Source organism: Streptomyces sp. NBC_00631, from assembly GCF_045206895.1.
GTDB lineage: Bacteria > Actinomycetota > Actinomycetes > Streptomycetales > Streptomycetaceae > Streptomyces.
The window spans coordinates 10,609,308-10,631,476 of sequence record NZ_CP107734.1 but is presented as its reverse complement, the minus strand read 5'-3'; the positions used below and the strand labels follow the sequence as shown (position 1 = coordinate 10,631,476).

Sequence of the window (22,169 nt, the reverse complement as noted above, 5' to 3'; positions counted from 1 at the left end):
CGGGGTGGTTCAGTGGTCGCAGTCGAGGCTCGCCAGGTCGACGGAGTCGGCCATGGCCTGCATTCCCTTGTCGTCGGGGTGGATGTGGTCGCCGCCGTCGAGGAACGGCAGCATCCGCGCCTGGTCGTAGGGGCTGCGCAGGATCCGGTCGAAGTCGGCGATCCCGTCGAACTCCCCGCTGGTGCGGATGTACTGGTTGACCTGCCGGCGTACGGCCTCACCCGCCGGATCCCACTCCGGCCAGCCCTCGAACGGCCCGACGGTCGAGGCGACGACGCACTTCCCGGCCGCGTGCGCCCGCCGGACGATCTCCTGGTAGCCGGCGATCAGGTCGGCCGCGGTGACCCCGGTGTGGGCCTTGATGTCGTTGACCCCTTCGAAGAGGAAGACGGTACGCACGCCCGGCTGGCTGAGGACGTCGCGGTCCAGCCGGTTGAGGGCCGCCTGCCCGGCGCCGTCGGCGAGGACCTTGTTGCCGGAGATCCCCTCGTCTGCCACGCCCTTGACCTCGGTGTCCGCCTTCTGCAGCCGGCGGGCGAGGTAGTCGGGCCAGCGGCGGTTCTGGTCGCTGGTGGACGCCCAGCCGTCGGTGATGGAGTCGCCGAGTGCCACCACCGCGCCGGTGTCCGGGTTCTTCGGCCGTACGGAGACGGAGTCCAGGTACCACCAGGAGCCGGTGGTGCCGGTCCAGTTGGCGGCGCTCTCCTCCGCGGTGTGGTCGCCCTGGGCGACGTAGGAGGTCTGCATGGCCATCCCGTGGCCGGTGGCGGGGCCGGCCGCGTCGGGACTGTGCAGGCTGACGACCAGGTTGCTGCCGGCGGGCAGGTTGCCGGGCAGCGGGTCGCTCCACGCGGTGGCGCCGGCCGGCACGGTGACCGTTCGGGCGCCGTCGAAGGTGAGCCGCTTGTTGCTGCCGGGCTTCAGGGCGGCGCCCTGGCTCTGCAGGCCCGCGTAGACGCTGTCCAGGGTCAGCGGCCGGTCGCCGAAGGCGTTGGAGAGGCGTACCCGCAGGCAGCTGCCGGCGGCGCTGGTGTGCACGACCAGCCGGTAGCCGCGGTCGGCGGTGCCCTGTCCCAGCTGGTCGGCACTGGCCCCCCAGGTGACGACGTCGTGCCGGGAGGACGGCTGGGGCGAGGGCTCCCACGCCGGGGCCGCCCCGGCGGGCCCGGTCTGGCAGGCGACGGCGGCCAGCAGGACGGCGGCGAGGCCGAGGAGGCGCGCGAACCGGCCGGTCATCGCGCGAGGTCCTTCAGCGTGACGGACGCGCCGGGCTTGAGCGTGATCGTCCGTGCCGTGCCGCCGTGGGCGACGGTGGTCGTACGGCCGCCGACGCTGCGGATCCGGGCCTGGGTGGGCTTGCCGTCCCGCCAGCTCAGGTCGACGACGAAGCCGCCGCGCGCGCCCGCCCCGGTGACCTTGCCGGCGGCGGCCCAGGCGTCGGGCAGGGCCGGCAGCAGCTCCAGGTGGCCCGGGCGGGAGTACAGCAGCATCTCCAGGATCGCGGCCGGGGTGCCGAAGTTGGCGTCGATCTGGAAGATGCCCCGGCCCTGTTCGACCTCGTAGATGTCGAACAGGTTGGGCGAGGTGCCGTTGCTGCCGTTGCTGGACGGGCGGAGGTTGCGGACGACGAGCTGGTAGGCCTTGTCGGCGTCCTTCAGGCGGGACCAGCACAGGGCGCGCCAGGCGTTGGCCCAGCCGAAGCTGTCCATGCCGCGGGCGGTGAGCAGGGCGGTGGCGCCCTTGACGATGTCGGCCGGGGTGGAGCCGTCGGGGCGGATCCGGTCGCCGGGGAAGAGGTTGATCAGCGGCGAGAGGTGGCGGTGGGTGGTCTCGCCGAGGTTGTCCGGGGACATCCACTCCTCCAGCCAGCCGGTCCTGGGGCTCACCACCGGCAGGTAGAGGCGGTCACGCAGCTTGCCGATGGTGCCCGCGTATCCAGCATCCCTCCGGAGTTCGGCGGCCGCAGTCCGGAAGTTCCCGAACAGCGTCCACACCTGCTCCTGGGCGTAGGTGATGCCCTTGGCGTCAAGCGGTCCCTGTTCCGGCGACCAGTCGCTGTCCGCGATCAGCACCTCCTTCCCGTCGTCCAGGGTAGTGGTGAGCAGCCGCGCCTCCCAGAACTCGCAGGCGCCCTTGAGGAGGGGGTAGATCTTCTCCAGGTGGCTGCGGGACCGGGTGAACTCGTAGTGCTCCCAGAGGCTCTGACACAGCCAGGCGTTGCCCGCCGGGTGCCACCACCAGCCGCCTCCGCCGAAGGGGTTGGTGGAGATGGCGACGGTCCAGCCGGCCGCCTTGCCGCGGGAGTTGCGGTAGCGGTTGCGGGAGTCCTGGAAGAGCCGCCGGGTGAGGTCCGTCCAGGACGGGAGCTGGTCGACGCAGTAGTCGGTGAAGGCGTCGAAGCACTGGGAAAGGCCCAGCCGGTCGGACATCCAGTAGTTCATCTGGATGTTGATGTCGGTGTGGTAGTCGCCCATCCAGTCCGGGTCGTTGCCGTCCAACCAGAGGCCCTGGAGGCCCATCGGCAGGCTGCCGCGTGATCCGGCGATCATCAGATAGCGGCCGAACTGGGCGTAGGCGGCCTCAAGTTCGGGGTCGGGATCGCCGGTGTCGGCGCGGGCCCGGACACGCGCCCAGGTGTCCAGTTCGCGCTGGTTGGCCGTCGACGTACCGAGGGAGAGGTCGAACTGGCCGAACAGCGCCCGGTGATCCGCCGCGTGGGTGCGCAGCAGGGAGTCCGCGGAGTGCAGGGCGGCGGCCTTCACCTTGGTGCGGGCCAGCGCCACCGGGTCGACGGAGGGGTCGCGGTAGTGGGCCGCGGCGTCCGGCGCGTAGTCGGTACCGCCGCTGAGTACGACCGTCAGCTCGCGGCAGTCGGTGAACCCGATGTGCGAGCCGTTCACCCGCACGCTGCCGCCGCTGCCGTACGCCTGGACGGCGGCACCGTACTTGAGCCCGTTGGGGAAGGAGCCGGCGAAGGACTCGGCCGTGCCGCCGGTCTCCCCGTGGGTGCCCTCCAGGGTGATGGTGCCGGTGTAACGCCCGCCGCCGTCCTGGCCGAAGTGCAGCACGATCACGTCGTCGGGACGGCTGGCGAACACCTCGCGCCGGTAGGTCACTCCGGAGCGGACGTAGGACGCGGTCACCACGCCGTTGTCGAGGTCGAGAGTGCGGCGGTAGTCGGAGACCGCGCCCAGGTCGTGGTCGGGTATCTCGACGGTGAGCCGGGCGAGGAGGGTCAGGGAGCCGAAGTCGGCCCGGCCGTAGGGGAACTGACCGTCGGAGTCGAGGGTGTCGTTGAGCCCGCCGGTCCACAGGGTCGCGTCGGTGACCAGGAGGAGCTCACGCCCGGGGTCGTTGCTCGCGAGAGCGCCGAGCCGGCCGTTGCCGACGGGCAGCCCCTGCGTGATCATCGACCCGTCGTCGGCCGGCTCCTGCCACCAGAGCTGGTGGCGGGGGGTGGCAAGCGGTTCGGTGGAGCGCCGGGGAGCGGCGGAGGCGCTGAAGGAGGGCAGCCCGGCGAGGGCTCCGGTGGCAGCCGCGAGGGCCAGGAAGTTGCGTCTACTCGGTTGGTTGTCCATGGGCTTCCAATCCAACGTCCGTGAGGAGGACGCCCCCTTGGGGGCGCGGGGAACTGCGCGACCAGCCCCCACCGGCCGGCACAGTTCCCGACAACCCGACTACCTCGGCGACTTGGGAACGTCGATCCGGTCGACGTCCGGCGCGTAGCCCGAGCCACTGTCGAAGCTGATCGTGTTGGCACCGGCCTTCAGGGTCACCGGCACACTCACGGTCGAAACCGTCCCCCAGTCCCCGGTGGACGGGAACTTGTGACTGGTGCCGCCCCCGGAGTCGGCCGCGATCGTGGCCGACCGCGCGTCACCGCTGATGTACGCGACCTTCACCAGGTACGTACCCGCCTTGTCGACGACAACGTTGTTGAAGGTCAGCTTGCCGCCCTGGTACAGGTTCCCGACCTTCTTCTGCCCGGAGCAGGCGTCGCACCCGGCCACCGAGGCGTTGCCGCTCAGCGTGTTGCCGCTCGCTTCGGCCTCGTACCCGGTGTACGCCGGCGCGCTGCCTTTCGGGGTCACGGTGAACAGCCGCGAGCCGTGGGCCGGCAGCGCCTCGGTGATCTTGTTCTGGTGGCTGCCGAGGTTCTCGTGGTTCCACAGGTCCCGCACCGACGCCTTGCCGGTGAATCCCAGCGCCGTCCAGTCGGCCGTGACCGCAGAGGGCGAGTCCGCGAGGTTGAACAGCGCGACCGTGTAGGTGCCGTCGGCGTTCTTCGCGGCCCAGACCTGCTGCGGGTCCGACGGGGTGACCGGCCGGGCCGGCGGGTTGTCGCTCTGGTCGACGGCGATGACCTCGCGGTTGGTCAGCAGGGAGACGCCGTAGTCGTCGAGCCTGGTGAGGTCGTCGCCGGTGAACAGGGGCGACTTGGCGACGGCCCAGAGCGTGGCGTAGCTCTGCCGTTCGGCCTTGGTGAGGCCGTCCATCGCGCCGTTGCCGACGTCGAGGGAGTCGAGGTCGTTCCAGCCGCCGGGGCCCGCCACGTCGGTCCAGGCCGGGGTGTCGTCCCAGCGGTCGTCGACGGAGTTCTCCCAGCTGACGAGGGTGTTGCAGTAGCACTCGACGTCGGTGTCGATGCGCCAGCCGTTGGTGTACTTCTGCCAGTCGGCGGCGTGCCCGAAGTCCAGGGACCAGGAGGCTTCCAGGTGGATCGGGCGGCCGGTGGCGGTGATCGCCCTGTGCCAGGCGGCGACGTCGGCGATGTTGTCGTACTGGTCACCGCTCTTGCCGGAGCCGGGTCCGACGCCGTCCAGCTTCAGGAAGTCGTAGCCCCAGCCGGCGATCAACTGGGCCTGGGAGTCTATGTACTTCTGTGCGCACGGCTTGTCGAAGTCGAGCTTGTACGAGCTGTCCCAGCCGTTGGTGGTGCGCAGGTCGTCGTAGACGATGTCGGCGGTGGTGCAGCCCTCGGCGTTCCAGATCGGTGTCCTGCCGTCGCCGTACGCGCCCTTCTCCAGACCGGCCGGGAGGTAGATGCCGGCCTTGAGGCCCTTGGCGTGGATGTGGTCGGCGACGGCCTTCATGCCGCTGGGGAAGCGGGCGGGGTCGGCCTTCTGGCGGCCGTACTGGTCGTACCCCTGCTTCCAGTTCCAGTCCATCCACCAGCCGGCGTCGATGTTGACGTAGTCGTAGCCGTACTTCTTCAGCTTGCTCGCCATGGCGTCGGTCTGCTTGAGGACGTTCGCCTCGGTGAGGTAGCTGTAGTCGCCCTGGTCGTTCAGGCCCGGGTACTTGGACGACTGCATGCTCCAGCTCGACCACCCCATGTACGGCTTGGCGGCGATCTGCTCGGGCGTCTGGGCCTGTGCGGCGGGCACGGTGGCCGCGAAGGCGGCCGTCATCGCCAGCACGAGGACGGTTCTCAGCCCGCGTACGGGCAGGGCGGATGTCGAAGGTGACCGCATGGGCCCTCCAGGGTTCGGGGTCTCGGGCGGCTCAGCCCTTGCCCGTCGGTGTGGGAGAAGAGGTGATGAAGGACTGGATCGCGGCGGCCGCGGCCCCGCGCGCCCACTCCTCGAAGGGGAGCGGGCGGGTCTGTACGTCGCACCGCGCGGCGGAGCCGAAGGCGGCCGCGGTGAACGAGTCGAGGATCTGCTCGGCGAAGAGGTCGTAGGCGGCGAGCCCCTCGCCGGAGATGATCACGCGTTCGGGGCCGAAGAGGTTGGCCACGGTCGCGATGCCCCGGCCGATGGCCCCGCCGGCTCGGGCGTACACCTCGCGCGCGCCGGGCACGCCCTCGTGGGCGAGGGCCACCGCCGCCGCGGGGTCGGCGACCTGGCGGCCGGTCACCTCCCGCATGCGGGCGACGATCGCGGCGTCCCCGGCGATCGCCTCCACGCAACCGCGGTTGCCGCAGTGGCAGAGGGGTCCGGCCGGGTCGATGGCCACGTGCCCGATCTCCCCCGCCACCCCGTGCGCCCCCGACACCACCCGGCCGTGGACCACCAGGCCGCAGCCGATGCCGGCGCCGACGGTGACGACGGCGAAGTCGGAGAGCCCGACGCCGGCGCCGAACCACTGCTCGGCGACGGTCAGGGCGCGTACGTCGTTGTCGACGACGACCGGCAGTCCGGTGGTCATCGCGGCGAGTTCGGCGAGGGGCACGTCCCGCCAGTCGAGGAAGGGCGAGTAGCGCACGACCCCTTCGGCGCGGTCCACGTCGCCGGAGACGGCGATGCCGAGGCCGAGGACGGGGGCGCCGAAGTCCTCGGCGGCGGTGCGCAGTTCGAGGGTCAGCTCGGCGACGGAGGTCAGGACGGCCTTGGCCGCGCGGTCCGTGACGGGCAGCCGGCGGGCCAGCAGGATCCGGCAGCACAGGTCGGTGAGGACCGCGATGACCTCGTCGCCGGTGACCTTGACCCCGATGAACAGCGCGCGTCCGCCGTCGACCCGCACCAGGTTGGCGGGGCGTCCGAGGGCGGGCCGGGCCTCGCCGTCGGCGTCCTCCGCCAGGTACCCGGCCGCCAGCAGCGGCCGGACGGCCTTGGTCACGGCCGCCGGGGACAGGCCGGTCCGGCGGGCCACCTCCAGCCGGGTGAGGGGGCCGTGGGACAGGACCGTGGTGAAGATCTGCGAGACGGCCGGCGTGTGGGCCGGGAACGACTCGGCACGGGAGGTGGAGCGCATGGCCGGGAACTTAGGTGGCTTATTTTCCGCTGTCAATAAAAGAAACAGGAATCACCTGAAGGTTGACTGTGAGGCTGCAATGGCCTTCAAATGGCGGATGAGACGGGGGCGTTGGCCCGTGTTCCACAAGCGCGACCGATCCGGGTGCCCGGCCCCCCGGCAGGGCACCCGGGTCGGTGTGGGGCGCCCCTCAGTGACGGGCGGCCGGCGTGTCGGCCTCGGTGACGTTGACCGCGGCCCAGGCCTGGTCGACCGTGCGGTACTCGACTCCGCTCGCGCCGTAGAGGTCCTTGGCCGCCTTCAGCGTCGCGATGCGCGCGTCGTGGAAGTCGGTCGAGGAGACCATGTACCGGGTCAGGGCACGGTAGAAGATCGCCGTGGCCCTGGCGCGGCCGATACCGGTGACGGTGGACCCGTCGTAGGTCGGCGAGTCGTAGGTGGTGGCGCCGATCGTCTTGCGGCCACTGCCCTCGGCGAGCAGGTAGAAGGCGTGCGAGGAGACACCGGAGCCGGCGTGCACCTCGGCGTCCGCCACCTCGGGCGACCAGTAGTCGACCGTGCCTTCGAGGCGGTCGAGCGAGGGGTGGTCGAGGCGGCGCAGGAACTTCTGGCGCAGGCCCAGCTTCTCGCCCAGCAGGTAGTTCGGCGGGTTCTTCTGGTTGTGGGCGAAGAACTCCACGCCGGAACCGAAGATGTCGGCCAGCGACTCGTTCAGCGCGCCCGGTTCGCCGAACTGGTTGCCGTCGTTGTCGACGCGCGTCGGTTCGAGCTTGGCGGTGGCGTCCACCACGCCGTGGGTCAGCTCGTGGCCGGTGACGTCGAGGACGACCAGCGGCTTCTTGATCTCGTCGCCGTCCCCGTCGCCGTACAGCATGCAACCGCAGTCCGAGTCCCAGAAGGCGTTGCCGACCTTGTTGCCCCAGTGGACCATGGCGCGGGCGGGCTTGGAGTTGTCGGCTATGCCCTTGCGGCCGAAGGTCTTCTTGTAGAAGTCCAGCGTCTCGGTGATGCCGTACTGGGCGTCGGCGGCGGCGCTGCCCCGGCTGCTGGTGGTGCCGTTGCCCCAGCTGTCGGTGGTGCTGGTGAACCTGGCGCCCTGGCCGAAGCTCTCGGTCTCCCTGCCCTTGGCGTCCCGGGTCTCGGTGCCGTAGCGGGTGAGGTCCTTGAGCAGGAAGCTCTTGCGGGCGGTCCGCGTGGTGGTGAGCGGCACCTTGCCGACGAAGAGGGACCTGCCAAAGCCGTGGGCGGTCACCGGGTAGTGGACGGCGGCGGAGCCGGACGCGCCGGCGAGGGCCTGGGCCTGCGCGCCGAGGCCGGTGGCCGGGTCGAGGGTCTCGCCGCGGTCGCGGAGGGTGTCCAGCAGCTTGGGTGAGAGGAACTCGTCGCTGTCCGGTTTGCTGCTGCGCACCTTGCCGGTGAGGGCGTCGACGACGACCGTGCTGGAGCCGTTCGCGCCGTCGACCGTCACCTGGTAGGCGAGGGCGGCGGCGCCGTCCCGGGCGTCCACCACGAGCCGGGCGGTGCCTGCGTCGCCACCGGCGGCCGCGGCCGCCTTCTCCGCGGCCTCCTGTGCGGTCAGCTTCGCCTCGGTGGCGGCGGGCCTGACGGTGTGGTCGGCCGCGCGGGTGACACCGGTGTAGGCCAACCGGCGGGAAAGATGGACGACGAGGTCACCGCCGAGGACCGGCATGCCCTGGTGGGTGCGGTCGAAGCGGACATGGCGCGCCCCTTCGGGGTCGATCATCACGTCCTGCGGCCGGAGCTCGTCGCCCGCGCCGACACCGGTCGCCGAGGCGTGCGCGAAGGCCGCGGTCCGGGCCGCCGCCACCACCTGCGCGGCTGTCGTGGCGGAGGCCGCGGCCGACTGCCGTACCCCCGTCGCGGGACCGGCGAAGGCCGTACCGGCCAGGCCCGTGGCGGCCGTCGTCACGGCGACGGCGACCGCCACGCTGCGTATGTGCGTGCTACGCACTGATCAGGGTTCCTTCGTTCGAAGACGGCCGGGGTCACCAACCGCCTTGCGGCAGAGCGCCGTTGGGCGCCAAGGGGGCTGGTCGGGCCCCGGGCCGCCACCCTTCCGGATGAATCATGTCCATGTAAAGCGCAATTCGTCGCTTTTCCTGCTTTTCATGGCAATACTTGGCGAATCCCCACCGCACGGTGATCAGGGAGTGACCAACTGTGCGCCGGCTGTGGAGATGTGACGGGGTGCGAGAGGGTTCCCCGAACCGTATGTGACTCATCTCGCACCGAGGACGGCACGGAGAGGAGCAGGTCCGAATGGTCTCGGCAATGGTGTGCAGAAGCGCGGTGCTCGGGGCGGTGACGCTGTCACTGTTCGCGGTCCCGGCCCAGGCGGCGCCCCTGAAGACGGCGGCGAAGGCGCGGGCGGCCGCCGCCCTGCCGGCGCCCGACGCGGCGGGGCTGGCCGCCGTGCTGCGCTCGGTCGTGGCGAAGGGCGCGCCCGGCGCGATGGCCCGCATCGACGACGGCACGCAGGTCTACCGGTCCGCGCAGGGCATCGCCGACCGCACCAGCCGGCGGGCCCTCACCACCGCCGACCGCTTCCGGGTGGGCAGTGTCACCAAGACGTTCTCCGCGGTGGTCCTGCTGCAGCTGGTGGACGAGCACAGGCTCGCCCTGGACGCACCGGTCAACCGCTACCTGCCGGGCCTGCTGCCGGACGACCGCATCACCGTCCGGCACGTGCTGAGCCACCGCAGCGGTCTGTACGACTACACCAACGACATGTTCGCCAGCAGCCTGTCCGGCTTCGAGGCCGTGCGCGACAAGGTCTTCACCTACCGCCAGCTGGTGGACATGTCCCTGAAGAAGCCGCGCACCAACGCGCCGGGCGCCGCCTACTCGTACTCCAACACCAACTTCGTGGTCGCCGGCATGCTGATCGAGAAGCTCACCGGGCACAGCGTGCGCACGGAGTACGAGAACCGCATCTTCAAGCCGCTGAAGCTCGACGACACCTTCTACGTGCACCCGGACACGAAGATCCCGGGGCAGCACGCCAACGGCTACCTGACCGCGGACCGGGCCGGCGACCAGCCCGTCGACGCCACGAACCAGACGGTCTCCTGGGCGCAGAGCGCGGGCGCGATCATCTCCAGCGCCCGCGACCTCGACACCTTCTACTCGGCGCTGGTGCGCGGCAAGCTGACGTCGGCCGCCCGCCTCGCCGAGATGGAGCGCTTCACCCGCGTCAACTCCACCACCTCCTACGGCCTCGGGCTGCGCCGCCGCGACCTGTCCTGCGGGATCTCGGTGTACGGCCACACGGGCGCCGTCCAGGGGTACTACACGTACGCCTTCACCACCAAGGACGGCAAGCGCAGCATCACCGCGCTCGCCAACGCCTCCAACAGCTACGACGTGCTCAACACCCTGGCGGCCACCCTGGAGCCGGCGTTCTGCGGCAAGCAGAAGTCCACGCGCGGCGCGGCCCTGCCGATCGAGCGGGAGGACGTGGCCCCGGCCGCGCCCCGGGAGCAGTAGCGCCCCGCCTCGGGGGAACCTCGCGCCCGGGCCGGACGTTCAACCGGCGACTCCCCACCGGGCGCGACGTTCGGCCCCCGACCGCGTAGAGGCGGCGCGATGAGCGAGCTGGTCCCCGGGGGCAATCTGCCCCTTCCGGGCGGCGCGCTGACACTGCGGGTGCCCGGCCCCTTCGACGTGTCGGCGCTGATCACCGGCGAGAGCGGCAAGGTCGGCGGGGACGCCGACTTCGTCTTCTACAACCAGCCGGACGCGCCCGGCGTCCGGCTGCGCGGTGACACCCTGACCGTCGAGCCGGACCTGCTGCGGGCCGGCGCCCAGCGCGTCACCCTCACGGTCACCGCCGCCGAGCCCGGCACCCCGCTCGGCCGGCTGCCTGCGGCCACCCTGCACGTGACCGACCGGCTGGGCCGTACGGTGGCCCGCTTCGCGCCGCCGCGCCCGCAGACGGAGACCCTGCTGCTGCTCTCCGAGATATACCGCCGGGGCACCGACTGGAAGCTGCGCGCGATCGGCCAGGGGTACGCGGACGGACTGGCCGGGCTCGCCCGGGACTTCGGTGTCGACGTGGTCGAGGACCGGCAGCCGTCCGCCGGCTTCCGCGCCACGATCCCGACCCAGCGCACGGCGGCCTCGCCGGCCCGCCCCTCGGTGGCCTCGCTCCCCGATCCGGACGGCCTGCTGGGCCTGGTCAACTCCGCCCGCGCCCGGGCCGGCCGACCGCCGGTGGCCCCGGACGCCCGGCTCACCTCCGCCGCCCGCGCCCACGCCACCGCGATGGCCGACGCCGGCCGGCTGTCCGGCGAGAGCCGCGACGGCGTCTCCGTCCACCAGCGGATCAGCGGCGCCGGATTCGCCTATGTGACGGTGGGCGAACACCTCGTCTCGGGTCCCCGCACCCCGGCCGAGTTCCTCGACTACTGCCTGCGCACCGAGGACGCCCGGCGCACCCTGCTCGACCCGGCGTTCACGCATGCCGGACTGGCCCACGCCCGCGGCCCGCGGGACGGCGACACCTACTGGACCGCCCTGTGGGCCAGACCCCTCACCCAGGCCGAACTGAGCCGCACCCAGGCCGAAGTCGTCGACCTCACCAACGCGGAGCGCACCCGGGCCGGGCTGCGGCCGCTCGCGGTGGATCCGCAACTGGCGGCGGCCGCGCAGGCGTACAGCACGGACATGGCGACCCGCGACTTCTACTCGCACACCTCCCCCGAGGGCACCCAGCCCTGGGACCGGGCCGCCGCCGCGGGCTCGCGGCGGCGCACCATCGGCGAGAACATCGCCTGCGGGCAGCGTTCCGCGGCCGAGGTGGTGGACGGCTGGATGAACAGCCCGGGCCACCGGGCGAACATCCTCAAACGGGACTTCACCCACATAGGCATCGGGTTCGCGGGCGGCGGCCGGGCCGGCACCTACTGGACCCAGCTGTTCGGTGCCTGAACCGGTACGGTCCGTGATCTTGGCGGAACGGGTCCGTCCGGGACACCATGCCCGGCATGAAGGGTGATCTCTTTTCAAGTCAGCACATGGTGGTGCCCGCGGTCGAGCCGGGCATGACGGTCGAGAACGCGAAGTGCGTCAAGTACGCGGTCAACGGCGAGATGTACGCCCGCCAGGGCGCGATGATCGCGCACCGCGGCGCGCTGAAGTTCGAGCGCAAGGGCCAGGGCGTGGGCGGCATGCTCAAGCGCGCGGTCACCGGCGAGGGGCTGCCGTTGATGTCGGTGCAGGGGCAGGGCGAGGCCTGGTTCGCCCACGAGGCGCAGAACTGTTTCATAGTGGAGGTGGAACCGGGCGACCAGTTCACGGTGAACGGCCGCAACGTCCTGTGTTTCGACGCCACTCTGGCGTACGAGATCAAGACGGTGAAGGGGTCCGGCATCGCCGGCGGCGGCCTGTTCAACAGCGTGTTCTCCGGGCACGGCAAGCTCGGTCTGATCTGTGACGGCAACCCGCTGGTGATCCCGGTCTCGCCGCAGGCCCCGGTGTACGTCGACACGGACGCGGTGGTGGGCTGGACGGCGCAGCTGCAGACCTCTCTGCACCGCTCGCAGTCCATCGGGTCGATGCTGCGCGGCGGTTCGGGCGAGGCGGTCCAGCTGATGCTCCAGGGCGACGGGTACGTCGTGGTGCGGCCCAGCGAGCTGACCCCGCAGAAGGCACAGCAGCACTGACCCCCGACATCCTGGTCCACCTGTCCCGGCCGCCATGGCCGGGGCGGGTTGACCAGGGCGGCCCAAAAGGGGCGGGTTGACCGGCGCGGTCCGGCCGGGTCAGGGTGCGAGCGGCGCGGAGATCCGCCCCGCGCCGGAAAGGTGAACCGCCTTGAACGGCATCATCGGCATCTCGGACATCGAAGCCGCGGCCCGGATCATCGCCGGGCACGTCGTACGCACCCCGACCGTGCCCAGCCCCGGCCTGTCGGAGCTGCTCGGCGCCCCGGTCACCGTCAAGCTCGAACTCCTCCAGCGCACCGGCTCCTTCAAGGCGCGCGGTGCCACGGCGAAGCTGCTGTCGCTGAGCGAGGCCGAGCGGGCGGCCGGCGTGGTGGCGGTCAGCGGCGGCAACCACGGCATCGCCCTCGCGGTGATGGCCGCGGCCCTCGATGTGAAGGCGACGGTGGTGATGCCACGGACGGCGCCCGCACGGTCGATCGGGCTGGTCGAGGCGGCCGGGGCGACGGTGCGGCTCACCGACGGCATGGACACGGCGTTCGAACTGGTGGCACGAGTGCGGGACGAGGGACTCACGCTGGTCCACCCCTTCGACGATCCGGTCGTGATCGCCGGACAGGGCACGGTGGGCCTGGAACTCGCCGAGGACGCCGCCGACCTCACCGACGTGGTCGTCAGCATCGGCGGCGGGGGCCTGATCGCGGGGGTCGCGGCCGCCCTGCGCGCCCGCCGCCCGGAGGTACGGGTGTGGGGCGTGGAGACGGCGGGCGCGCAGGCCATGTCCGAGGCGCTCGCGGCCGGCGGTCCGCTGCCGGTCGCGGTGTCGTCGATCGTGACGACGCTGAGCGCGCCGTCCGTGTCCCGGCTGACGTACGAGCACGCGGCGGCGCTGGTGGAAGAGGTACTGGTGGTGCCGGACCGGGAGGCCGTGCGGGGCAGTCTGGAGTTCGCCGAGCATGCCAAGGTGTGGACCGAGCCGGCCGCCGGCTGTCTGCTGCCCGCGGCCCGGCAGGTGCGCGAGCGGATCGGCGACAAGGCCCGGATCGGGCTTGTGGTCTGCGGGGGCAATGTGACCCACCAGGAGATCGCGGAGTGGACCGAGCGCTTCGGACTGGGCTGACCAGCGGACCGCAGCCGGGCTTTTACCGTCGGTTACCCGCAGGTCGAGGCCCGGTCATTCACTGTTTTCCCCAAGTTCCCGCCCGGCATGGCCAGTTGAATAGAAGGCAAGAACGGTCCCCGAGTTGCAGATTCTTTGAACAAACCCGGCCACGTCCCGCGTACCTCTGGTTAATGACGAGGCAGGGGTTTCAGCGAGGGATGACGATGGTCAAGGCGCATGTCTCCGCACAAGAGTTGGTCGCCGGAAGGTACCGGCTCCTCGAAGTCGCCGACCGCGAGCCGAACCGCATCAGCTGGTACGCGGAGGACGTGCAGGCCGAACGACCACGCCTGGTGACCCAGATCGCGTTCCCGGAGCCGCCCACCGAGGACACCGTGCGCCGGAGCACCGCTCGTATCCTGCGCTCCTCCGAGGTGATGAGCGCGCTGCGGCCCGGGCGGGTCGCCATGGTGATCGACGCCTTCGAGGAGGCGGGCGCGCTGTGGACGGTCACGGAGCTGATCGACGGCACACCGCTCAGTCAGCTGCTCGCGCAGCAGCCCACGTTCAGCTACGTCCGGGCCGCGCGCATCGGCCTCGAAGTCCTCGACGTGCTGGAGGCCGCGCATGCCGACGGCTACACACACGGCGAGCTCAGTCCCGGCCAGATCTTCGTCCGGGACCGGGGCCCGGTGGTCGTCACCGGGTTCGGCCTGGCCGGTGCGACGCTGTCGCCCCGGGTGACCTCGCCGTCGTACGCCTCGCCGGAGCAGGCGCGGGACGAGCGCATCGGGCCCGCCGCCGACCTGTGGGCGCTCGGCGCGATCCTCTACACGATGGTCGAGGGGCGGCCGCCGTTCCGCGACCGGGGCAAGGCGGAAGCCACCCTGAAGGGCGTGGACCGGCTGCCGTTGCGCACCCCGCTGCGGGCCGGCCCGCTCACCCAGGTGGTGCAGGGGCTGCTGCGGAAGAACTCCCGGGAGCGGCTGAGCCGGCCGGTGGTGCGTCAGTCGCTGACACGTGTCCTGGAGGAGGATCCCGACGCGGTCGTCGAGACCGCCCCCGTCTCCCGGCTGCGTGGTGCCTATGTGGCAGCCCGGGCCTCCGGGTGGAGCAGAACCACCATGATCGGCGGGACCGCGCTGGCCGTGGTGACCGTGTCGGTCGCGGTGCTGGCCGCGACGCAGGGCCTGCCGGGCGCCTCCTCGGCGGGCTCGGCCCCGACCGCCTCCGCCACCGCAGGCGCCCCGGCCAACCGCACGGACGGCCACGACCCCAGCCCCTCCCCCTCGCAGAAGACGTCCTCCTCCCCCACCACGACGCCCTCCGCCTCGCCTTCGGCCACGGCTTCGGCGGGTGCCCTGCCGGCCGGTTTCCACCGCTACACCGCCCCGGAGGGATTCTCCGTGGCCCTCCCGAAGGGCTGGAAGCGCCTCGACACCCAGCGGGACGACGTCGCCTACCGTGTCACCTTCGGTCCGGGCGGCGACGACCCGCGGACCCTGGCCGTCACCTACAGCACCCAGGCGGGCCCGGACCCGGTCGCGATCTGGCGGGACGACGTGGAGCCGAGTCTGGAGAAGCTGGACGGCTACCGGCGGATCGGCGAGATCGAGGCCACCACCTACCAGGGCCACAGGGCGGCGGACATGGAATGGCTCGCCGGGACCGGCGCGGACCGGGTGCACACCTTCGGCCGCGGCTTCCTGCTCGGCGGCGGCCGCAGCTTCTCGCTGCGCATCACGGCACCCGCCGCCGCCTGGGACGACGCCGCCGACGAACTCGCCAGGAAGACCTTCCTTGCGACGTTCCGCGGTTCCGCCGGCTGATCCGTTTTCCCTCCGGCCACCGGGGGACTCGGCGCCTATGGTGCAAATCGGATACACGATGATGACCGAGCAGGCCGGTCCACGTGACCTCGTGGACCATCTGGTGAGGGCCGAGGAGGCGGGCTTCGACTTCTCGGTGGCCTCGGACCACTACTTCCCGTGGTTGCGCGCGCAGGGTCACTCGCCGTACGTGTGGAGTGTGCTCGGTGCGGCCGCCCAGGCCACCTCGCGGATCCCGCTGATGACCTATGTGACGTGTCCGACGTTCCGCTACCACCCGGCGATCGTGGCCCAGAAGGCGGCGACCGTGCAGCTGCTGTCCGAGGGCCGGTTCCGGCTCGGCCTCGGCGCGGGAGAGAACCTCAACGAACACGTGGTGGGCGGCGGCTGGCCGTCGGTGGACGTACGGCACGAGATGCTGGAAGAGGCGGTGGAGATCATCAGGGCGTTGTTCGCGGGCGGCCATGTCAACCACCGCGGCGCCCACTTCGACGTGGAGTCCGCCCGGCTGTGGGACCTCCCCGACGAGCCGCCGCCGATCGGTGTCGCGGTCTCCGGCGAACAGTCCTGCAAGCTCGCCGGGCACCTCGCCGACCTGGCCATCGCCACCGAGCCGAAGGCGTCCCTCCTCGACGCGTTCGACCGGCACGGCGGTGCGGGCAAGCCCCGGGTCGGCCAGCTGCCGGTGTGCTGGGACCCCGACCGGGACTCGGCGGTGAAGCGGGCGCACGCCCAGTTCCGCTGGTTCGGCAGCGGCTGGAAGGTGAACTCCGAACTCCCGCACCCGGACTCCTTCGAAGCCGCGACCCAGTTCGTCACCCGGGACGACGTGGCCGCTTCCATCCCCTGCGGGGACGACCCGGACGACTTCGTCGAGGCCGTACGGCCGTACGCCGAGGCCGGGTTCGGGGAGATCGCCCTGGTGCAGATCGGCGGCGAGTCGCAGCCGGAGTACCTGGACTGGTCCCGCAAGACCCTGCTGCCTGCGCTGCGCGACGCGCTCGGCTGATCTTCGACGGCGCGGCAAACCCTGGCCAATGGGTCGATATAGGCTGCCCGTCGGTACCCATGCAGTCCGGCAGCCTTCAGGAGTGTCCTCCGTGACCCTAGCGATCGATCCGTCCGAGACGTCCAGCGCGTCCCCGGCCCCCCTCTCCGACCTGGTGGCGCGGGACGCCCGCGAGTTCGGCGCCTATGTGCGGACCGGCGGCTGGACGTTCGGGCTGATGGTGGCCCGCAGCGTGCGGCCGGGAGGACAGGGCGCGGACGAGACGCCGAAGGTCTCGGCGAAGGAGTTCGCCGAGCTGGCAGGCTGCTCCGCGGAGCGCGTCATGCGCTACTACAAGGCCTGGGACAAGGCCGCCGACGACGGTCTGGTGCCGCACTTCGAGGCCCTCGCGCCCGGGCAGGAGGTGGAACTCCCGGACTCCGAGGTCTGGTTGAGCTACTACGTCGCGCGCAGCAGCGCCGGCTCCGAGCGCGGTACCGCCATCGCGGAGGCCGCCGAGGCCGAGGGCATCCGGCCCACCAAGGCGCTCGAGGTCGCCGAGAACCCCACCGCCTTGCGCGCCGCGATCCTCGCCGACCCCTCCACCGCCCGCGCCGCCCGCTCGGCCCTCCTCGACCGCATCAAGGAGGACCCGGACCTGCAGACCGTGCTCGCCCGGGACGTGGTCCGCACGGCCGACCTGAAGAAGGCCGTCGCCACCGAGAGCCGCTCGGCGGACCGCATCGGCTACGTCCGCCAGATCGCCGAGTCCGGCCAGATCAAGACCCCGGCCGGGCAGACCGTGGACGCGCCGGCCGAGTTGCGCCAGGAGGCCGAGCGCCATCTGTCCCTCCTCGACGAACTTGACGAGGAGGAGGACACCGGCGAGTGGGCGACCGAGGCCTACGACACCATGAAGAACCTGGTCGTGGAGGCGGTGGAGGCCGACCCCGAACTGCGGGTCCAGGAGCGGCGCACCAGGTTCTACAGCAGCCTGCAGAAGGCGACCAAGGCGTTCGAGGAGCTGACCTTCGACGACGCCCAGGACTTCTACGAGGCCGACATGGTCGAGCGCCTGGAGGACCTCCAGCAGGCCATCGGCTCCTGCCTTGCCGCACTGCGCGGCGCGAAGGAGGCGTAGGTCTCGCAGGGCAATTCCGCTCGGGATTGAGCGTTTTTCCCGTGAGAGGGGTACTAGAGGTCACCCAGCCGACCGTTCTCGGAGGCCACTCAAGTGAACCCCATCGTGCACAGGACCCTGGTCGTACAGCTCCGGACGGAAGGGACGGGCCGGTGTCCGGTCCTCGCCCATCTGTCGTACGACGCCGGTGACCCGTTCGCCGTCACCGCGGTGTTCACCCTGGACGGCAGGGTGCTCGCCCGGTGGCGGCTGGACCGCGAGATGCTCAACGACGGGCTGAGAGAGCCGGTCGGGGTCGGGGACGTCCGGCTGCGTCCCGTACGGCAGGGGCGCTGGAGGGAAGTGCGCATGGATTTCCTCGGTGACCCGCTGCCCGGCGGCAGCCGCCACCACGCGGTGGTGTTCGCCTGGGCGCCCGCGCTCGCGTCGTTCCTGAGCGACACGTACCTCGCGGTGCCGCCCGGCCGCGAAGAGGTCCCGGTGGACGACGTACTCGCGGAGATCTTCGCCACCGGCTGAGTAGCCGTACTCATGTCGGCGTCCGGGCGCCGCGGCCACGATGGGGCTTCCACGACAAGGAGTCCGCCATGACCGCAGTGCGCCCCGCCCCGAGTCCCGTTCCGCACCGAGTGCCACGCCGTGTCCCGCCGGCCCTGCTCGCCGGGGTGGTGGTGGCCGGCATGGCGCTCTCGGCGTGGGGCGCGCGGGACCGTGCGACCTGGTTCCTGGAGACCGTGTGGGTGCTGGTGGGGCTGCCGCTGGTGGTGCTGACCTGGCGGCGCTTCCCGCTGACGGGCCTGCTGGCCGGACTCCTCGCGGCGCACGCGCTGGTGCTCGCCGTCGGCGGCCACTACACCTACGCCGAGGTGCCGGTCGGTGACTGGGTGCGCGACACGTTCGGCCTGTCCCGCAATCCGTACGACCGGTTCGGCCACCTGATGCAGGGCTTCGTGCCGGCGATCCTGGTCCGGGAGCTGCTCGTCCGCACCTCCCCGCTGCGCGGCAGCCGCTGGCTGGCTCCGCTGACGGTGTGCGCCTGCCTCGCCTTCAGCGCCTTCTTCGAGCTGCTGGAGTGGCTGGCGGCCGAGATCGGCGGGCACGGCGCGGACGCCTTCCTGGCCACCCAGGGCGATGTGTGGGACACCCAGTGGGACATGTTCTGCGCACTGATCGGGGCGACGGTGTCCCTGCTGGTGCTGAGCGGGGTGCACGACCGGCAGCTGCGGGCACTGGAGGCGGCGCAGCGGGGCGTGTGACGCGGCTCAGCGGGTGATGTGGCGGTGCCGGGACCACAGGGGCAGGCCGTACCAGCACCCCAGATACCAGACGACGACGGCTGCCACCACCCAGGTCACGGCGCTCCCGCCGGTGGCGACCCGGAGGATCAGCACCAGGGAGGCGGTCGTGGTGGTCAGCAGCAGGAACAGGCCGATCGAGGTCAGCCGGGACGCCAGCCGCACCGCCTCCGGCTTCACCCTCCGGCCGGCGACCAGCCGGTGCAGGGAGACCGGGCCGATGAGGGCGCCCGTGGCGGACGCGCCCAGGATGACGGTGACGACGTAGATCGTCTTGTCCGTGGAGGAGAGCGCGGCGTACTTCTGCTGGAAGACCACGGTGAGCAGGAAGCCGAACAGGATCTGCACACCGGTCTGGGCGACGCGCACTTCCTGGATGAGATCCGTCCACATCCGGTCGGCGCGCTCCTCCGCCGTCTCGTCTCGGCCGGTCCGCCTCTCCTGGTCGGTCATGGAGTGCGTGTAACCCCCGGACCGGTCCTTCAAACGGCGCGGGCCGGGAGCGGCACGCCTCCGCTCCCGGCCGGTACCGGTGCTACCAGCGGCTCTCCACCTGGTCCTTGATCCGGCGGTCGTACAGCTCGCGGATCGCGGCGACCGTCTCCCCCGACAGCTCCGGGAGCTTGGCGGCGGCCGCGTTGGCGCGGGCCTGCTCCGGGTTGCGGGCGCCCGGGATCACCGTGGTCACACCGGGCTGGTCGATGATCCAGCGCAGGGCGAGCTGGGCCGGGGTGTACCCCTCCGGGGCAAGGGCGGCGAACTCGGCGGCGGCCTCGACGCCCGTCGCGTAGTCCACGCCGGAGAAGGTCTCGCCCTGGTCGAAGGCCTCGCCGTGCCGGTTGTAGGTGCGGTGGTCGTCGGCCGCGAAGACGGTGTCCTTGGTGTACTTGCCGGACAGCAGCCCGGAGGCGAGCGGCACGCGCGCGATGATGCCGACGCCGGCCTCCTGAGCCGCCGGGACCACTTCGTACAGGGGCTTCATGCGGAACGGGTTCAGGATGATCTGCACGCTGGCCACGCCCGGGCGGCCGATCGCGGTGAGCGCCTCCGCGCAGGTCTCGACGCTGACGCCGTAGGCCGCGACGCGCTCCTCCTCGACCAGGGTGTCGAGGGCGTCGTACACCGCGTCGGACGAGTAGACGGGGGTGGGCGGGCAGTGCAGCTGCACCAGGTCCAGGCGGTCCACGCCGAGGTTGCGGCGGGACCGGTCGTTCCACGCGCGGAAGTGGTCCAGGACGTAGTTCTCCGGGATCTGCTCGACCCGGCGGCCCATCTTGGTGGCCACCAGCACATGCAGGTCCGGCCTGCCGCGCAGGAACGTGGCGATGGTCTGCTCGCTGCGCCCGTCGCCGTAGACGTCGGCGGTGTCGAAGAAGGTCACCCCCGACTCCGCGGCCGTCTCCAGAACCGCGAGCGCCTCCTTGTCGTCCACCTCGCCCCAGTCGGCGCCGAGCTGCCATGTGCCCAGGCCGACCACCGATGCCCACTGTCCCGACCTGCCGATTACGCGTTCGTCCATGGCGCCAGTCTGTCATCCGCCACCGACAACGCTGTCAGGGGCCGGTTCGGCCCCGTCCACCTGTGAATCGTTCACTCACACGGGTGATTGTGGTGGACGGAAACGGGGGGTGTGTCAATCCGGCCCCTAGCGTGTCGGCGTGATGGATCGTTCACCGAACAACTTCCCGTCCCCGGACGGCTGGAGCCGTCGGGGTTTCCTGCGGTCCGCCGCCGCGCTGGCCGCCGTACCGGTGCTGCTGGCCGCCGATCCGGCCGTGGCCGCCGCCGAGCTGCCGGGCTTTCCGGCGGAGGTCGCGGCGTACCGTTCCGCGTATCGCAACTGGGTCGGCGAGATCACCGCGGACGGGCTGTGGGCGTGCGCCCCGGCCGACGCCGGCCAGGTGCTCGCGGTCGTCGACTGGGCCTGGCGCAACGGCCGGCGGGTGCGCGCGCGTGGCTCCGCGCACGGCTGGTCCCCGTTGACGATCACCGAGGGGACGGGGGCCGACGACCCGGTCCTGCTCGTCGACACCTCGACCCACCTCACGGGGCTCTCCCTGGAGTCCGGTTCGGCGGTCCGGGCCGGGACCGGGGTCACCCTGGAGGCGCTGCTCACCTTCCTGGAAGACCACGGCCTCGGGCTCACCGCGGCGCCCGCGCCGGGCGATCTGACGCTGGGCGGCGCGCTGGCGATCGACGCGCACGGCACCGCCGTACCGGCCGACGGCGAGGAGCCGCTGCCCGGCCGCACCTACGGCTCGCTGAGCAACCTGGTGCTGTCGCTGACGGCGGTGGTGTGGGACGAGAGCGCCGGAGCGTACGTCCTGCGGACGTTCCGGCGCGACGAGGCGGACTGCGCGGCGCTGCTGACGCATCTGGGCCGCGCGCTGGTCACCGAGGTCGTGCTGCGGGTGGGCGCGAACAGCAGTCTGCGGTGCGTCAGCCGGACCGACGTCCCGGCCGCCGAACTGTTCGCGGCGCCCGGTTCCGGCGGCCGGACCCTGGACGGCTTCCTGCGGCGGTCCGGGCGGGTCGAGGCGATCTGGTTCGCCTTCACCGAGTACCCGTGGCTCAAGGAGTGGAGCGTCGCGCCGGCCAGGCCGCTCACCTCACGGCATGTCACCTCCCCCTACAACTACCCCTTCTCCGACAACGTGCCGACCGTGGTCGCCGACCTGGTGGGTCGGATGACGTCCGACGCGGCCTGGTACCTGGCGCCGGTGCTGGGGAACGCGCAACTGGATGCGGCGGCGCTCGGGTTGACGGCGACGCTGTCCTCGGACATCTGGGGGCCGTCGAAGAACACGCTGCTGTACATCAGGCCGACCACGCTGCGGGTCGGCGCGAACGGGTACGCGGTGCTGACGGAGCGGGCCGACGTGCAGCGGGTGGTGCACGAGTTCACCTCGTTCTACCGGGAACGGCTCACCGCCTACGCGGCGTCGGGCCGGTTCCCGGTGAACGGGTCGGTGGAGATCCGGGTGACGGGGCTGGACGAGGCGTCCGATGTGGGAATGGCGGGGGCCCAGGTGCCGTTGCTGTCGGCCGTGCGGCCTCGCGAAGGGGCCGACACCGCTGTGTGGCTGGATGTGCTGACGCTGCCCGGGACGCCCCATGCGGAAACGTTCTTGCGGGAGTTGGAGGAGTTCTTGTTCAAGAGGTTCGAGGGGACCCGGGTCGAGTGGTCCAAGGGATGGGGTTATACGGAGGATGCGGTGTGGAGCGACGAGGAGGTGCTCGGCACGACGATCCCGGCCTCGTTCGGGAACCCGGTGTGGGATACAGCGGTGGAGACGCTGGACCGGCTCGACCCGCACCGCGTGTTCGGGAACGGGTTCCTGGACGGGATGCTCGTGCGTCGTTGAGATGCACGTGACGGAGAGACGGGGCACCGGTCTCGCTCGTACCGGCGTCTCATCAGGCCTCCCCCAGCA

The 22,169-nt window shown here is 71.6% G+C and carries 17 protein-coding genes; 10 read left to right on the top strand and 7 right to left on the bottom strand.

What is annotated here, in order from left to right:
- Positions 1-9: 9 nt before the first annotated feature.
- The 5 genes from OHB00_RS48005 to OHB00_RS47985 form a co-directional block, all read right to left on the bottom strand.
- The gene (locus tag OHB00_RS48005; RefSeq protein WP_406444953.1) at positions 10-1,236 is read right to left on the bottom strand and encodes an SGNH/GDSL hydrolase family protein; all 1,227 of its coding nucleotides are present in this window, start codon (positions 1,234-1,236) and stop codon (positions 10-12) included.
- Entirely contained in the window at positions 1,233-3,578 is a 2,346-nt protein-coding gene (locus OHB00_RS48000; protein ID WP_406444951.1) for a glycosyl hydrolase family 95 catalytic domain-containing protein, read from the bottom strand. Before OHB00_RS48000 ends, OHB00_RS48005 begins: the two co-directional genes overlap by 4 nt.
- Positions 3,579-3,677: 99 nt before the next feature.
- Positions 3,678-5,474, bottom strand: a complete 1,797-nt coding sequence (locus tag OHB00_RS47995) for an alpha-galactosidase D (RefSeq protein ID WP_406444949.1) — start codon at positions 5,472-5,474, stop codon at positions 3,678-3,680.
- 31 nt (positions 5,475-5,505) lie between these two features.
- Positions 5,506-6,696, bottom strand: a complete 1,191-nt coding sequence (locus OHB00_RS47990; RefSeq protein WP_406444947.1) for an ROK family protein — start codon at positions 6,694-6,696, stop codon at positions 5,506-5,508.
- 190 nt (positions 6,697-6,886) lie between these two features.
- Positions 6,887-8,668: a M4 family metallopeptidase gene (locus tag OHB00_RS47985; RefSeq protein WP_406444945.1), complete on the bottom strand. Its 1,782-nt coding sequence runs from the start codon at positions 8,666-8,668 to the stop codon at positions 6,887-6,889.
- A 308-nt stretch (positions 8,669-8,976) separates the two neighbouring features.
- On the opposite strand from OHB00_RS47985, the gene OHB00_RS47980 reads away from it, so the two are divergent.
- The 9 genes from OHB00_RS47980 to OHB00_RS47940 all read left to right on the top strand — a co-directional run bounded on the left by OHB00_RS47980 (position 8,977) and on the right by OHB00_RS47940 (position 18,696).
- On the top strand, positions 8,977-10,203 hold the full coding sequence (locus tag OHB00_RS47980; protein ID WP_406444944.1) for a serine hydrolase domain-containing protein: 1,227 nt from the start codon (positions 8,977-8,979) through the stop codon (positions 10,201-10,203).
- A 99-nt stretch (positions 10,204-10,302) separates the two neighbouring features.
- Positions 10,303-11,646, top strand: coding sequence for a CAP domain-containing protein (locus OHB00_RS47975; RefSeq protein ID WP_406444943.1), 1,344 nt, complete (start codon positions 10,303-10,305; stop codon positions 11,644-11,646).
- A 56-nt stretch (positions 11,647-11,702) separates the two neighbouring features.
- Positions 11,703-12,380, top strand: coding sequence for an AIM24 family protein (locus OHB00_RS47970; protein WP_406444941.1), 678 nt, complete (start codon positions 11,703-11,705; stop codon positions 12,378-12,380).
- Between the two features lie 160 nt (positions 12,381-12,540).
- Positions 12,541-13,500 (top strand): threonine/serine dehydratase, encoded by a 960-nt coding sequence (locus tag OHB00_RS47965; RefSeq protein WP_406446317.1) that lies wholly within the window; start codon positions 12,541-12,543, stop codon positions 13,498-13,500.
- 200 nt (positions 13,501-13,700) lie between these two features.
- Entirely contained in the window at positions 13,701-15,311 is a 1,611-nt protein-coding gene (locus OHB00_RS47960; RefSeq protein WP_406444940.1) for a serine/threonine protein kinase, read from the top strand.
- A 37-nt stretch (positions 15,312-15,348) separates the two neighbouring features.
- Complete coding sequence (locus OHB00_RS47955; protein ID WP_406444938.1) at positions 15,349-16,320, top strand: LLM class F420-dependent oxidoreductase; 972 nt, start codon at positions 15,349-15,351, stop codon at positions 16,318-16,320.
- Positions 16,321-16,411: 91 nt separating this feature from the next.
- Complete coding sequence (locus tag OHB00_RS47950; protein ID WP_406444936.1) at positions 16,412-17,440, top strand: hypothetical protein; 1,029 nt, start codon at positions 16,412-16,414, stop codon at positions 17,438-17,440.
- Positions 17,441-17,533: 93 nt separating this feature from the next.
- The gene (locus tag OHB00_RS47945) at positions 17,534-17,959 is read left to right on the top strand and encodes an SsgA family sporulation/cell division regulator (protein WP_406444934.1); all 426 of its coding nucleotides are present in this window, start codon (positions 17,534-17,536) and stop codon (positions 17,957-17,959) included.
- A 68-nt stretch (positions 17,960-18,027) separates the two neighbouring features.
- Positions 18,028-18,696, top strand: coding sequence for a DUF2238 domain-containing protein (locus OHB00_RS47940; RefSeq protein ID WP_406444932.1), 669 nt, complete (start codon positions 18,028-18,030; stop codon positions 18,694-18,696).
- A gap of 6 nt (positions 18,697-18,702) precedes the next feature.
- Here OHB00_RS47940 and OHB00_RS47935 read toward each other — a convergent pair whose 3' ends face one another.
- Together OHB00_RS47935 and OHB00_RS47930 are read right to left on the bottom strand one after the other, a co-directional pair.
- Positions 18,703-19,188, bottom strand: a complete 486-nt coding sequence (locus tag OHB00_RS47935; RefSeq protein ID WP_406444931.1) for a DUF6328 family protein — start codon at positions 19,186-19,188, stop codon at positions 18,703-18,705.
- 82 nt (positions 19,189-19,270) lie between these two features.
- Complete coding sequence (locus OHB00_RS47930; protein ID WP_406444930.1) at positions 19,271-20,254, bottom strand: aldo/keto reductase; 984 nt, start codon at positions 20,252-20,254, stop codon at positions 19,271-19,273.
- 142 nt (positions 20,255-20,396) lie between these two features.
- On the opposite strand from OHB00_RS47930, the gene OHB00_RS47925 reads away from it, so the two are divergent.
- On the top strand, positions 20,397-22,100 hold the full coding sequence (locus OHB00_RS47925) for a cholesterol oxidase substrate-binding domain-containing protein (protein WP_406444928.1): 1,704 nt from the start codon (positions 20,397-20,399) through the stop codon (positions 22,098-22,100).
- The last annotated feature ends 69 nt before the right edge of the window (positions 22,101-22,169 follow it).

Coding starts and splice junctions, on each gene's coding strand:
- OHB00_RS48005 (WP_406444953.1), bottom strand. CDS start 1,236: ATGACCGGCCGGTTCGCGCGCCTCCTCGGCCTCGCCGCCGTCCTGCTG.
- OHB00_RS48000 (WP_406444951.1), bottom strand. CDS start 3,578: ATGGACAACCAACCGAGTAGACGCAACTTCCTGGCCCTCGCGGCTGCC.
- OHB00_RS47995 (WP_406444949.1), bottom strand. CDS start 5,474: ATGCGGTCACCTTCGACATCCGCCCTGCCCGTACGCGGGCTGAGAACC.
- OHB00_RS47990 (WP_406444947.1), bottom strand. CDS start 6,696: ATGCGCTCCACCTCCCGTGCCGAGTCGTTCCCGGCCCACACGCCGGCC.
- OHB00_RS47980 (WP_406444944.1), top strand. CDS start 8,977: ATGGTCTCGGCAATGGTGTGCAGAAGCGCGGTGCTCGGGGCGGTGACG.
- OHB00_RS47975 (WP_406444943.1), top strand. CDS start 10,303: ATGAGCGAGCTGGTCCCCGGGGGCAATCTGCCCCTTCCGGGCGGCGCG.
- OHB00_RS47970 (WP_406444941.1), top strand. CDS start 11,703: ATGAAGGGTGATCTCTTTTCAAGTCAGCACATGGTGGTGCCCGCGGTC.
- OHB00_RS47960 (WP_406444940.1), top strand. CDS start 13,701: ATGACGATGGTCAAGGCGCATGTCTCCGCACAAGAGTTGGTCGCCGGA.
- OHB00_RS47955 (WP_406444938.1), top strand. CDS start 15,349: ATGGTGCAAATCGGATACACGATGATGACCGAGCAGGCCGGTCCACGT.
- OHB00_RS47940 (WP_406444932.1), top strand. CDS start 18,028: ATGACCGCAGTGCGCCCCGCCCCGAGTCCCGTTCCGCACCGAGTGCCA.
- OHB00_RS47935 (WP_406444931.1), bottom strand. CDS start 19,188: ATGACCGACCAGGAGAGGCGGACCGGCCGAGACGAGACGGCGGAGGAG.
- OHB00_RS47930 (WP_406444930.1), bottom strand. CDS start 20,254: ATGGACGAACGCGTAATCGGCAGGTCGGGACAGTGGGCATCGGTGGTC.
- OHB00_RS47925 (WP_406444928.1), top strand. CDS start 20,397: ATGGATCGTTCACCGAACAACTTCCCGTCCCCGGACGGCTGGAGCCGT.